We start from the raw sequence: 12,747 nt of genomic DNA on the forward strand, positions 1-12,747 counted from the left end.
CGGACTGTAGATTTTTGCACTTTTGTCTGCTTTGCCCGATCGACCCATCTTGACCACCATAGCAAAATCATCACAGCGGTTGTCAACCGGTATTCGCGATCGCCCCAATCTACATCAAATCTTCATAGAAAGGGCGCTGGTTGTTGAATATTGATTAAAGGTGAATCCTAATCCAGCTCTTGAGACTGCTGCTGCAAAACTGCTAGCATCTCTTGATAGAAAGGCAGCCCTTGACTTTGGCTATCGCTGGCGGTTGCGATGATTTGCAAGGTTTCGACCAGCGAGTATCGGGCCGCATCTACAATAAGATCGAGCAGCGGATGAATCCCAGAACCATGCTGCTGTGCTTGTGCGATCGCATCGATGTAGGCAGCACGCACCTGGTTAGAGATAATGACAATGGGATATCCAGCCCGCAACAGCAGGAGATTCATCAATAACCGCCCGGTGAGTCCGTTACCATCCCGAAACGGATGAATCGAAACAAAGCGAAGATGTGCTTCGGCTGCAAACTCTAGCGGATGCAACGATCTGATTTTATCGCTGTTGAGCCATTCGATAAATTCCGGAATCAAACCCGAAATCAAATATTGACACTCAAGCGGGCTGAAGCCACGCTCGATTCTGCTGACAGAATAACCTTAGTTATCACTAAAGCCTGATTCTCGCTACGGTAGCCAAACACCGTCTACCCAGTCGGTCAAGTTTTACACCTAACTTACTGGCTACTTTTCTGAGAATATTAGCGGCACCGTGAAGATCCGCGTTAACTAAACTTCCGTCCGCAGAGCGATACAATCCACGTTTAATTCGCCTTCCAGACGCTTTCCACCCAAGCGGTTTTTCACCGTACTTAGGTAGGGAGTCTCCATCAAGAAAGCTAGCTTTGGAACTGTACGCTTCTTCTGTTTCGGTGAACTGAATACCGTGCAAATCACAAAGTTGATTTAAACGCTCTTTCAATTTGCCCAAAGGCATCTGAACAAATTTCTGATTGTTCAGACTGCCCATATCAACATTGGATTTAAACCATTGGTTCCATCCAATTACTAGATGGCCAATACCGTGTTTTAAACAATGATCGACGATTAACTTTGCAGCTTTATTGACACCATCGCGCATCTGATGATTGCGCTTGCGAGTTGCGCGGTCTAACCAACTATCCCAATAACCTGTGGGCTTCCCTTCTTTCCTAGTTGCCACTTTCTTATTCCAAAGCTGATTCATCGCCTTCATAACGCGAGCGTCGAGCAAGAAAGAATTTCCCAACGTGTCAACACAAGCAGCTAAATTGTCGGCAGTTCCCAAATCGATTGATAATGCTTGACTGCGATCTAAATTATGCTCCTGGCATTCTACCTCGTAAGACACTTCCAAGTAGAAAGCACCGTTTTTCGGGAGAATCGTGAACTCTTTAACCTTTGCACAGTCAATATTTGATGGCATCGGCAGAAAGAATTCAGAAATCCCAAACCAGCGCCGCACTGTTAAACCCAGGGAAAATCGCAATTGATTGCCGACAAGAGCTGGCTTTAGTCCTCCAGAATTAGGGTAAGCTACTTTAAATAGTTTAGACCCCGTTAGATAGTTCGGCGGTTTAGGTTTAAAGTGTAAATTACCTTGAAGATATAATTTTCTCAATTCCTTGAAGCTTTTAAATGCCTCCGCCACCGACATCAGAGTTTGCTGCATGGGTGTTGAAGGCAGTGACTTAGCAACCATCGATTTAGAAATTGACGGTTCAAAAGATAAGTCGAATTTTCCTGTTAGCAGTTTTCCCGTTTTAAAAAATGTCTGACGAGCGAAATAAACAGCGCTATTGTATAGCTTGCCCGATTGCCGGCAGAGATACTGCAACACTGCTTCAACTTCTTTGGTAGGAGCCAACAATACCTGTTGTACTCCCATTGTTTTTTTGATTTTAGCCACCCCCTTTTTCCTAAAAAATTAATTGATTTATTTAGTTTAGAGGAATATTGTGGACAAGTCAAGTTACGACAACACAATTTTATTTAGCAGTGAAGTCGTTAAGAAATATATAGAATATCCACACCATTCTGCTAACTAAGAAAGACACGGGGACTGAAGTCCCCCGCGTCGCTTTCCTCTCAGGACTAAAGTCACGCTCGTTTCCCGCTTCCCGTATTATTTTTATGAGGCGGATAGAAATATTCGGTACCGGCGGCTTTGACATCTAACTGCCGATAGCGTCCAGCTTCCTCCGGGGCGATAGCCCTGATAATTAAGTTGTGAATTTGTTTAACTTCCCATTCACCGATCGCGGTGTCCGATCGCGTTAGCATTTCAATGTAGTCGATCGCATCTCGATGTCCGATGACTTCTAGGTGTTCGCGCAAAGTTTTTCCACCCACAGTAATGCCGGTTTCGAGGACTAATTCGGTTTCGCGCTGCGTCAAGGTGTTTCCCTCGATCGCATTGGAGTGATAGGTGAACCGAACGTCGTAGAGTTTTTTCAATTCTGCAACCAGAGTCGGAGAAAGTGGCCGAAAGCTATCTAACCACGCTTTGAGTCGATCGACTTTTTGCAATTTTTCAGAAATACTCATTGCTGATGAGAAGGCAAAATGCTGGTGGAGAATGTCACCCAGACGCTGAGGATACAGTCGGACTAACAGTGCGATAAAGTTATTTCTTAATAACAGGCAAGATGCCTGTTCCACAGAGAGTAAATTTTGTGGGCTGGGCATCTTGCCCGCCCTTGAAAAACTTATTAACAATGGTGCAAGATGCGAGTTGGTATCGGAATCACTCATCTCTCTTCTCTTCCTCTGCGCTCTCTGCGGCCTCTGCGGTTTAATAATTCAAAAGATATAACTTCTCCTCTAGTGACCAAGAAGCTGTTTTTCTGCCTCTTCCAGCAACGCGATAACTTGCTCTTTAGTCACAGTTGGGAATCCATCTAAAAAATCATCAATAGATTCTCCTGCTTTTAGATAGTCCAGAAGTGTTTGTACCGGAACCCTAGTACAAGTAAAAACTGGGGTGCCACCCATAATCTCAGGAGACGCGCTAATAATTGAAGAGTGTTTAAGGATAAATATTTAACCTCCGGTTTCCATAGTAGACCTCTTGCAAAAATAATTAGAACGGGCAAGATGCCCGTTCCACAAGAAAAAATAACTCTTGTGGAACGGGCATCTTGCCCGTTCCATCAATTGATGAAAGGATTTTTGCAAGAGGTCTAGTTAACTCATCAGCTTTAACTATTTTTTTACGCTCGATCGAATAAGCTGGGATTTTTTGGTGGCTCTACCCAATTGAGTAGATCCACATATAATACATGATACTAGAGCGATCGCCATCCCACCCTCTACTCTAGATCGACATCTTTTCACCACTTTGACAGGAGCATCCAAATGAACAACAACGGACTGCCACAAAAGCAAGGCCTGTACGATCCGCAGTTCGAGCACGACGCTTGCGGAGTCGGATTCATCGTACACATGAAGGGTAACAAATCCCACGAAATTGTCGAGCAGGCACTGACAATCCTATTGAACCTCGACCACCGGGGCGCGTGCGGCTGCGAACCCAACACCGGAGACGGGGCGGGCATTTTAATGCAAGTGCCCCACAAGTTTCTCAAAAAAGTAACGGCGGCCCTAAACATCGAACTTCCCGAAGCCGGCGAGTACGGCGTCGGTACGATTTACTCGTCGCCCGATCGAACTGAACGGGAAAACGGCAAACGCATTTTTGAGGAAATCGCGGCAGAAGAAGGCCAAGAAGTGCTCGGCTGGCGCGATGTTCCCACCGACAACTCGTCCCTCGGCGACACCGCCAAATCTAGCGAACCCTTCATGCAGCAAGTGTTCCTCCGGCGGGCGGCAGGTATCGACGAGGCGGCTTTCGAGCGAAAACTGTACGTCATCCGCAAACGCGCTCACAACGCCATCCGCAGGACTAACACAGACCCCTACTGGTATAATTCCACACTCTCCTGCCGGACGATCGTCTACAAGGGTATGTTAATGCCGGTGCAAGTGGGGGATTACTATCCCGAACTGCACGACCCCGACATGGAAAGCGCTCTAGCCCTGGTTCACTCGCGCTTCAGCACCAATACTTTTCCGAGCTGGGAACGATCGCACCCTTACCGCTACATCGCCCACAACGGCGAAATTAACACGATGCGCGGCAACATTAACTGGATGCACGCGCGGCAATCGCTGTTCGAGTCGGAACTATTCGGCGATGACTTAAAGAAAATCCCCAATTTAATCAACATCGAAGGTAGCGACTCGACGATTTTTGACAATGCTTTGGAATTGCTGTATTTGGCCGGGCGTTCTTTGCCGCACGCTGTCATGATGATGATTCCCGAACCTTGGACAGCCCACGAGTCCATGAGTGACGAGAAAAAAGCTTTCTACGAATACCATTCTTGCTTGATGGAACCTTGGGACGGCCCAGCTTCGATCGCCTTTACTGACGGTACATCGATCGGCGCCGTGCTCGATCGCAACGGTTTGCGCCCTTCCCGCTACTGCGTTACCAAAGATGACTTGGTAATTATGGCATCGGAAGCCGGTGTTTTGCCGATCGCCCCAGAACGAATTGTATCAAAAGGCCGCTTGCAACCGGGGCGGATGTTCCTAGTAAATACAGCAGAAGGCCGCATCGTTTCTGACGAGGAAATTAAGACCAAAATCGCCACAGAACACCCGTACCGCGAGTGGATAGACCGGCACATGGTCGAAATCGCCAAACTGAAAGATGCGCCGGCATTGCCAGAATCCCACCCGGAAACATTATTGCAGCGGCAAATGGCCTTTGGGTACACCTTTGAAGAACTGCGGTTGCTGTTAGCACCGATGGCGAAAGATGGCGTGGAAGCTGTCGGCGCGATGGGTGCGGATACGCCGCTGGCCGTGCTTTCCAATCGACCAAAATTGCTTTACGAATACTTCCAGCAGTTGTTTGCTCAAGTTACCAATCCGCCAATTGATTCGATCCGCGAAGAAATTGTGACTTCTGCCGAAACTACGATCGGCGCTGAACGCAATTTGCTCAAACCAGAACCGGAAAGCTGTCATTTGATTGAACTGAAAACGCCCATTCTCAGCAATGAAGAATTAGCTAAGCTCAAACACGTAAATGAGGGCAATTTCCGCTCGATTACACTGCCGATTTTGTTTGACTCCAAAAGCGGGGTAAAAGGTCTCGAACAGGCTTTAGAAGAGGTTTTTGCAGCAGCAGACAGCGCGATCGACTCCGGGGTAAATATCCTCATTTTGAGCGATCGGGGCATCAGTCCGGACAAAGCCCCAATTCCAGCGCTGCTGGCAGTTGCGGGCCTGCACCACCACTTGATCCGTAAAGGTACGCGCACGCGGGCGGGACTCGTGCTCGAATCCGGCGAACCGAGGGAAGTGCATCACTTTGCGACACTGATTGGATACGGTTGCGGCGCGATTAATCCGTATTTGGCCTTTGAGACGATCGCCGATTCGATCCGCGAAGGATTGCTGCTAAATGTCGAGTACAAAACAGCTTGCAAAAACTACGTCAAAGCCGCAACTAAAGGCGTGACGAAAGTTGCCTCGAAAATTGGTATTTCCACCATTCAAAGTTACCGGGGCGCACAGATATTTGAGGCGATCGGCTTGAACAAATCCGTAGTCAATAAATACTTTGCTTGGACAGCCTCGCGGATTGAAGGCGTAGACCTCGAAGTCATCGCCCAAGAAGCTATTTTGCGCCATACTCACGCATTCCCCGATCGCCCATCCAGCGGACATACTCTCGATGTCGGCGGCGAATATCAGTGGCGGAAAGAAGGCGAGGCGCATTTGTTTAGTCCGCAGACAATTCACGCACTGCAACAGTCGGTGCGCGAGGGCAGTTATACGCTTTTCAAACAGTATTCTGGGCTGGTTAACGAACAAAACCAGCAGCATTTTACCTTGCGCGGTTTGTTGCAATTCAAGCAGCGGGAATCGATACCCATTGAGGAAGTTGAACCAGTCGAAGCTATTCTCAAACGCTTTAAAACTGGGGCGATGAGTTACGGTTCGATTTCTAAAGAAGCCCACGAATCTCTGGCGATCGCGATGAACCGCATTGGTGGCAAATCGAACACGGGTGAAGGCGGAGAAGACTCGGAACGCTACACTTGGACGAACGATCGCGGCGACTCGAAAAACAGCGCGATCAAACAAGTTGCTTCCGGGCGTTTCGGCGTTACCAGCTTGTACCTTTCCCAAGCGCGGGAACTGCAAATCAAGATGGCGCAAGGGGCAAAACCCGGTGAAGGCGGACAGTTGCCGGGTAAAAAAGTATACCCGTGGATTGCGAAGGTGCGGAACTCGACTCCGGGTGTGGGATTGATTTCGCCTCCTCCTCACCACGACATTTATTCGATCGAAGATTTGGCCGAATTGATTCACGACTTGAAAAATTCCAACCGGGAAGCGCGGATTAGCGTGAAATTGGTGTCGGAAGTTGGAGTCGGGACGATCGCGGCAGGGGTTGCGAAAGCCCACGCCGATGTCGTGTTGATTTCCGGCTACGACGGCGGTACCGGCGCGTCGCCGCAAACTTCGATCAAACACGCGGGATTACCTTGGGAATTGGGACTGGCGGAAACTCACCAGACTTTGGTACTCAACAATCTCCGCAGCCGGATTGTCGTGGAAACTGACGGTCAAATGAAAACTGGCCGCGATGTAGCAATTGCTGCCTTGCTTGGCGCTGAGGAATTCGGTTTTGCCACAGCGCCGCTGGTGACATTGGGCTGCATCATGATGCGCGTTTGTCACTTAAACACTTGCCCTGTCGGCGTTGCAACTCAAGATCCCCTGTTGCGGAAAAACTTTACTGGCGATCCGCAGAATACGGTAAACTTTATGACTTTCATCGCCCAGGAAGTCCGGGAAATTATGGCGCAGTTGGGCTTCCGCACGCTGAATGAAATGGTTGGCCGCACTGATGTTTTGGAAGCGCAGCAAGCGGTGGAACACTGGAAGGCTAAGGGTTTGGACTTCTCGAACATTCTGTACCAGCCGGAGGTTGGGGCGGATGTCGGGCGCTACTGTCAGATGGCGCAGGATCACGGGTTGGAAAAGTCGATGGATATGACTGTGTTGTTGGATTTGTGCAAAGGTGTGATCGAAAATGGCGAAAAAGTCCACGCCAAACTGCCGATTACCAATGTCAACCGCGTTGTCGGCACAATTCTCGGCAACGAAATCACCAAACGCAACTGGGAAGGTTTGCCGGATGACACGGTGCACCTGCACTTCCAAGGCAGCGCTGGGCAAAGCTTTGGCGCATTCGTGCCCAAGGGAGTCACCCTAGAGCTCGAAGGCGAAGCTAACGACTATTTGGGCAAGGGGCTCAGCGGCGGCAAAATCATCCTGTATCCGTCGCCAGCTTCCACCTTCGTCGCAGAAGAAAATGTGATTGTCGGCAACGTGGTGCTTTACGGAGCCACCGCTGGTGACGTTTTCATCCGAGGGATGGCGGGCGAACGTTTTGGGGTGCGCAACTCAGGCGTTAACACCGTAGTTGAGGGTGTGGGCGATCACGGTTGCGAGTACATGACTGGCGGCAAAGTTGTGGTTTTGGGTGAAACCGGGCGCAATTTTGCAGCGGGTATGAGTGGCGGTGTTGCTTACATTTTGGATGAGGCGGGGGATTTTGCTACTCGCTGCAATATGTCGATGGTGGATTTGGAAAAACTGGAGGATGTTGAGGAAATCAGCGATTTGCGGCAGTTAATTCAGACTCATTTTGATTTGACTGGAAGTGGGAAAGCATCGAAAGTTTTGGCTGCGTGGGATGAGATGGTGCCGGTGTTTGTGAAGGTGATGCCGCGGGATTACAAGCGGGTGTTGCAGGCCATTGAAAGGGCGATCGCATCGGGTTTAAGCGGTGATGATGCGCTGACGGCTGCGTTTGAAGAAAACGCTCGCGATGTCGCTCGGATTGGCGGCAGCTAGGGTTTAGGATGAGGAATGGGTAATGGCTGTTACTAACAACCAATTACCTATTCCTCACGAGCGATCGATTACCAACTATCAACTACTTTAATGGCGATTGTTTGAGCCGGAGTTATAGCTGTATTGACTGGCGGTGCAAAAGTAAATTCTGAGCGCAGCGAGTAATTAATCAGACTCCAGCGCTGTGTTATATTGCATCACCAGAATACTTGATTTTTTTGAGAATAGTATATAAGTCTTTTACAGAATCAACGCTATTAAGCTTGTCTGATGTGAGTATCTTTATTATTACAGAACGTGCTATTTCAAGCAGAGTTTTATAATCTGCTTGACTAATATCTTTGTTGCCAGAGTGTACAATCTTCGATCTCAAGCCATACAATTTTTTTACGCTTGATTCGAGTTTTAATCTTTCATCGACGGAGCTGCCTAATATAAGAGCTATACTTTCAGAAATTTGATGCATAATCCCGGGAGTAATAATGTCCCCTTCGTTTAATGTAAAGATAATTTCTAGAGCGATGGCCGCCTTGATAAAAGCACTTTGTGGTGAGGGATCAGCCATTGATTGTCCGATCCATTCAACTGCCAACATAATTCTTTTTTGAAACTTATTAAGGTTTTTCTTTGTAGTAAAACCCCAAACAGTGTGATATCCAGTATCCTCCTTTACAAAATATGGATCATCAAGTGGTATCGGCTCCATTGGGCGATGATAAGTCGCTGAGCTTGATACTTCCCCCATATCAGAGAATATGTAAGCTTTACGATGACGCGAGCCTAGGTAGTTTAAAACGCCAACTTCAAAGTGATTTGTCGCAGAACCTATGAGATATCTTAGGATAAGCTCGAATCGCTCAAAATGTTCGTCAGCAATTTCAAGGGCTTTTTCAAAGTGTCTTGCTTCAGCCTTCCATTCAATTAAATATTCTGGATTGTGATAGAAAGTGAATTCAGGAGATAAATTTGTTTTTGCCTCAAAAAAATCTTTTTGTGAAGCAAACTCGTATATTGTGTAACCACCCAATAACAAGGGACTTGTCGGGCTGTTTAAAACTATCCCATGTATGTCCCGGAATACAGAAAATGTTTTTATACTTTCCGCCTTAAGCTTTTTCACAAACGATAATACATCCTCATTTTTAGCTAAGCATTTTTCTGAAAAACACTCTCTAAAATGCTCTAGTAGCAGGGATTCATATTTCTTTAACGTATAGGTTATTTTAATTTTCTCATCTGAATCAAATGCCCTTGATAGTGCGTCAAGATATTTGATTAGATTTTCGTTTACGAAGTTGATAGAATTGCCCCCAAAGCTAAAACTTTTCCATGAGACATCTGTTCTCCCCAAAAAATCATCTGTTTCTGCCAATTCTATAATTTCATTTACAATCTCAAGAAGATTCATGGCTTTCTTTCGCAAGAAATATAACGTTCGTGTTCAGCGCTGCCAGTATCCTTAGCAAGGCTCTAGGGAAATAAGGTATTACCACCATACAAATCAATTATGACACAGAGAGACTATGAAAGCAATTGAAACCACCGGAAAAATTGACGATCGAGGGCGACTTTTGCTCGATCGCCCCCTTGCGCTTGCCAACTACAGCCACGTTCGGATTATTGTCTTAGTACCGGAAGACACTGATATCGATACTGATATCGATCCAGATGATGACCCCATCGAAACTGTCCTCGAAGGGCTTCAGCAAGGCTTCCATGAAGCAATTACCGGACAAACTCTCCCTTTGTCTCAAATGTGGGACGGCATCGATGACAACTGATCCACAACCGATCGCAATTGAAGTCACCGCTGAATTGCTGCTGGGGAAACCGTGTTGAAATATCTAGAAAACATCAGAACGATCGCTAAATGCACGTTATCAGTCGGAAAAAAATAAGAGAATACTGTCAAAGTCACGCTGATTTCTATCATGCTTTGTCAAAGCACTAATGACTGACAAAGCATTATGGTTTACAATGAAATTGTACTACTATGAAGCACCCTTCCAAAATGCTTATGCCAATCCAATTTCGGTTTCATCCAGAGAAAGCTATTGAAGCAGCAGCAGTGTTCTTAAAGCTGCACGATCGGCCTATGAAATATTTAGGCTTACTGAAGATGCTTTACATAGCTGACCGTATTGCATTGAAACGCATAGAGCAACCGATTACTGGCGATCGTTATGTATCTATGGATTATGGCCCCGTCCTCAGTGGTGTTTATGACCTGATTAAGGGGAAGCCCATTGATAATGCCTTACCTCTCTGGTCTAAGTTCATTGCCACGAAAAATGAACAAAATGAACATCTTGTTTCCCTGTTGAACGATCCAGGGAATGCAGATATTTGCGAAGAAGAGGAGGAAATCATTCAAGAGGTTTATCAAGCTTTTGGACATCTCGATCCTTTTCTGGTTGCTGAGTGGACTCATGACCTTCCAGAATGGCAAGATCCGCATGGTTCAGCCATTCCGATTGCTGTAGAGGATATTCTAAAAAATGTGGGTAAGAGTGACGAAGAAATAGGTGAAATTCAGGATTCAGCCATCCGAGAGGCATATCTAGATGGGGTTTTGATGGGTAACAGTGACGAGAAAATAGCCCAAATTCAGCAGTCAGCCATCCGGGAGGCATATCTAGATGAGGTTTTGAATGGCTAGCATCATCATTAATTTGGGAGATGCTTTTTTGCTGGATACACCTCCTAACAGTGAACATCTATATATTGCCATTGCACAAACTTCTGAAAGCAGCTATCTCTTCGTTAACGTCACTAGCCGCAGACCTAATTCTGAAGATGCCTGTATTCTCCTACCAGGCCCGGGTTTACCAAGCTTTATAGTCCGTGAGTCTGCGATAGCTTACCAATTTGCTCGTGAGATGAATGCTACTGAACTAGCTGGATTAATTACGGCTGGTAGTCCTATTCCAAAAGGATCTTGTTCAGTGGCTGTTCTGGCACAAATCCAGCAGGGTGGTTTGGTTTCCAAGCGGTTGAAGAATAGGTATAAAGTCGCCCTCAAAGGTTTCTTGGGAATATCGTAAGATTTTGTTGAGCGTTTAGTTCTGGAAACCTGAAATCTAACACTCCGATCGCGAATTTATGAGTTATGAATCTGAGGAGGACTAATGTTAGATATTGCATAAAACAGAAGTAGAGGAAATTGTGTAATGGATAAACTAATCGAGTATCCCAAACTAATCAAGCGTATTTTGACCGAGTATATAGAATTGTGCAATAATCGCCCTTCCCAACAAGACACTGAGACATTCCTGATTGCAGACGAGCAAAACGGTCATTACATCTGGATGAACCTGGGCTGGCCTCATGGCGATCGCCTTACGGGAATGACAGTCTACGTTCGCCTTCGCGATCGCAAATTTTGGATCGAGGAAGACTGGACAGAATATGGAATTGCAACAGATTTAGTACAAGCAGGGGTTCCCAAGGAAGATATCGTGTTAGCATTTCACGAGCCGGGAATGCGGCAATACACAGATTTTGCAGCCGCTTCGTAGCACATTTATGAGAAAATTAACAGAAGATATTATGAATCAAAAATTTCAGATTATTGTCTTAATACCGGAAGACACTGATATCGATCCAGATGATGACCCCATCGAAACCGTCCTCGAAGGGCTTCAGCAAGGCTTCCATGAAGCAATTACCGGACAAACTCTCCCTTTGTCTCAAATGTGGGACGGAATCGATGACAACCGCTCGAACTAGCTATTTATGAAAATTCCCAATAGCGATCGACTCAAATTGTCGCAACTGAGAGTAAAATTGAATATCTACTTTCCATAGAGCAACGTCGCTTTGAGCCAGATTCAAATCTTAAACTTACAAAGCCTTAGCCAGGGACTCCCTGCGATTACCCCTGCCTTTGGAGCCGCGATCGCAGAAGCAGGTGCGATTTGTCTAACCGATGAAGCTCACCAACCAGGAGTAACACTTAAAGTTGAGGGAGAATTTTCTGCCACATTCAAGTTAGATTGGCAGCCAGTCACCGAGCAAACCCGACGATGTTGGAATGACGAAGAATATACTACCGAGCAGGCTGCTTATGGAATCGCATTCCTGTTAATTTTGCAATTAACAAATCTCACAGTCATTGAACGCTCTCGCAAAGGAACTGGATTTGACTATTGGTTAGGAAGTCAAAATTCAGCTACCACATTGCCATTTGAGCGAATGGCTCGGCTAGAGGTTTCTGGAATTCGCAAAGGCAATCAAAGTCAAATCAATACTAGAGTCAAGCTGAAAACTGAACAAACCCGCGCCTCAGACGCACAAGGCTTGCCAGCGTATATCATTGTAGTAGAGTTCAGCCGACCGATTTCTATTATTAGTGCCAAGAAAAATCCTGAAGGAACCGTACTCCAATGAGTCAGATTCAATCGCTCCACAAACAAGCAATGGATTTAGCCGAAGCAGCGGCAGTCGCCCGCTTAAGAGGTGCGTTGGAGTTGGCTGCACAATTGACGCGCCAAGCCTTTGAACAAGAAACTCAGGCCGCAGCCTTAATCGCTAGCGCCCTTGATGCTGAACCCACTCGTTCTGTGCTTCACCGCAGCGCAGCATCTTTAGCGATTGAATGTGGCGAATTACGAATGGCAGAACGTCTAATTGCAACTGCGTTATCTGGCAATCCCCCGGCAGAGATTGCTGAAGAACTCAAAGATTTATTCATCCAGATTAACTTGAGCCAATATCTGAAACGTCAAGGAATCCACATCGACATTAAGGAACTGCCAGGACTGGTAAATCAATAGCACTCGTC

The 12,747-nt window shown here is 46.5% G+C and carries 13 protein-coding genes; 8 read left to right on the plus strand and 5 right to left on the minus strand.

Going from position 1 to position 12,747, the window contains the following annotated elements; all coding sequences use genetic code 11:
* Window positions 1-167 precede the first annotated feature (167 nt).
* From QUB70_RS15330 to QUB70_RS15345, 4 genes are all read right to left on the minus strand, one after another.
* The gene (locus tag QUB70_RS15330) at window positions 168-575 is read right to left on the minus strand and encodes a Fic family protein (RefSeq protein ID WP_332981580.1); all 408 of its coding nucleotides are present in this window, start codon (window positions 573-575) and stop codon (window positions 168-170) included.
* A 76-nt stretch (window positions 576-651) separates the two neighbouring features.
* Window positions 652-1,929, minus strand: a complete 1,278-nt coding sequence (locus QUB70_RS15335; protein WP_332981581.1) for an RNA-guided endonuclease InsQ/TnpB family protein — start codon at window positions 1,927-1,929, stop codon at window positions 652-654.
* Window positions 1,930-2,120: 191 nt separating this feature from the next.
* Entirely contained in the window at window positions 2,121-2,708 is a 588-nt protein-coding gene (locus tag QUB70_RS15340) for a hypothetical protein (RefSeq protein ID WP_332981584.1), read from the minus strand.
* Between the two features lie 135 nt (window positions 2,709-2,843).
* Entirely contained in the window at window positions 2,844-3,062 is a 219-nt protein-coding gene (locus tag QUB70_RS15345) for a DUF433 domain-containing protein (RefSeq protein WP_332981632.1), read from the minus strand.
* Between the two features lie 315 nt (window positions 3,063-3,377).
* Here QUB70_RS15345 and gltB point away from each other — a divergent pair, with 315 nt between their 5' ends.
* The gene (gene gltB / locus QUB70_RS15350; RefSeq protein WP_332981585.1) at window positions 3,378-7,964 is read left to right on the plus strand and encodes a glutamate synthase large subunit; all 4,587 of its coding nucleotides are present in this window, start codon (window positions 3,378-3,380) and stop codon (window positions 7,962-7,964) included.
* Between the two features lie 187 nt (window positions 7,965-8,151).
* On the opposite strand, the gene QUB70_RS15355 is transcribed toward gltB, so the two are convergent.
* The gene (locus tag QUB70_RS15355) at window positions 8,152-9,372 is read right to left on the minus strand and encodes a hypothetical protein (RefSeq protein ID WP_332981587.1); all 1,221 of its coding nucleotides are present in this window, start codon (window positions 9,370-9,372) and stop codon (window positions 8,152-8,154) included.
* A 115-nt stretch (window positions 9,373-9,487) separates the two neighbouring features.
* Between QUB70_RS15355 and QUB70_RS15360 the strand changes: the two genes are divergently transcribed.
* From QUB70_RS15360 to QUB70_RS15390, 7 genes are all read left to right on the plus strand, one after another.
* The gene (locus QUB70_RS15360) at window positions 9,488-9,745 is read left to right on the plus strand and encodes a type II toxin-antitoxin system RelN family antitoxin (RefSeq protein ID WP_332981589.1); all 258 of its coding nucleotides are present in this window, start codon (window positions 9,488-9,490) and stop codon (window positions 9,743-9,745) included.
* Between the two features lie 212 nt (window positions 9,746-9,957).
* A complete protein-coding gene (locus QUB70_RS15365; protein ID WP_332981591.1) occupies window positions 9,958-10,623 on the plus strand; it encodes a Panacea domain-containing protein in 666 nt (221 codons plus the stop codon).
* Entirely contained in the window at window positions 10,616-11,008 is a 393-nt protein-coding gene (locus QUB70_RS15370; protein ID WP_332981593.1) for a hypothetical protein, read from the plus strand. Before QUB70_RS15365 ends, QUB70_RS15370 begins: the two co-directional genes overlap by 8 nt.
* 126 nt (window positions 11,009-11,134) lie before the next feature.
* A complete protein-coding gene (locus QUB70_RS15375; RefSeq protein WP_332981595.1) occupies window positions 11,135-11,482 on the plus strand; it encodes a XisI protein in 348 nt (115 codons plus the stop codon).
* Between the two features lie 7 nt (window positions 11,483-11,489).
* A complete protein-coding gene (locus QUB70_RS15380; RefSeq protein WP_332981596.1) occupies window positions 11,490-11,693 on the plus strand; it encodes a type II toxin-antitoxin system RelN family antitoxin in 204 nt (67 codons plus the stop codon).
* Between the two features lie 90 nt (window positions 11,694-11,783).
* Window positions 11,784-12,353, plus strand: coding sequence for a hypothetical protein (locus tag QUB70_RS15385; protein ID WP_332981598.1), 570 nt, complete (start codon window positions 11,784-11,786; stop codon window positions 12,351-12,353).
* On the plus strand, window positions 12,350-12,739 hold the full coding sequence (locus tag QUB70_RS15390) for a hypothetical protein (protein WP_332981600.1): 390 nt from the start codon (window positions 12,350-12,352) through the stop codon (window positions 12,737-12,739). Before QUB70_RS15385 ends, QUB70_RS15390 begins: the two co-directional genes overlap by 4 nt.
* The last annotated feature ends 8 nt before the right edge of the window (window positions 12,740-12,747 follow it).

The organism is Microcoleus sp. A003_D6 (assembly GCF_036702825.1).
GTDB lineage: Bacteria > Cyanobacteriota > Cyanobacteriia > Cyanobacteriales > Microcoleaceae > Microcoleus.

Coding starts and splice junctions, on each gene's coding strand:
- QUB70_RS15340 (WP_332981584.1), bottom strand. CDS start 2,708: ATGCCCAGCCCACAAAATTTACTCTCTGTGGAACAGGCATCTTGCCTG.
- gltB (WP_332981585.1), top strand. CDS start 3,378: ATGAACAACAACGGACTGCCACAAAAGCAAGGCCTGTACGATCCGCAG.
- QUB70_RS15355 (WP_332981587.1), bottom strand. CDS start 9,372: ATGAATCTTCTTGAGATTGTAAATGAAATTATAGAATTGGCAGAAACA.
- QUB70_RS15360 (WP_332981589.1), top strand. CDS start 9,488: ATGAAAGCAATTGAAACCACCGGAAAAATTGACGATCGAGGGCGACTT.
- QUB70_RS15365 (WP_332981591.1), top strand. CDS start 9,958: ATGAAGCACCCTTCCAAAATGCTTATGCCAATCCAATTTCGGTTTCAT.
- QUB70_RS15370 (WP_332981593.1), top strand. CDS start 10,616: ATGGCTAGCATCATCATTAATTTGGGAGATGCTTTTTTGCTGGATACA.
- QUB70_RS15375 (WP_332981595.1), top strand. CDS start 11,135: ATGGATAAACTAATCGAGTATCCCAAACTAATCAAGCGTATTTTGACC.
- QUB70_RS15380 (WP_332981596.1), top strand. CDS start 11,490: ATGAGAAAATTAACAGAAGATATTATGAATCAAAAATTTCAGATTATT.
- QUB70_RS15390 (WP_332981600.1), top strand. CDS start 12,350: ATGAGTCAGATTCAATCGCTCCACAAACAAGCAATGGATTTAGCCGAA.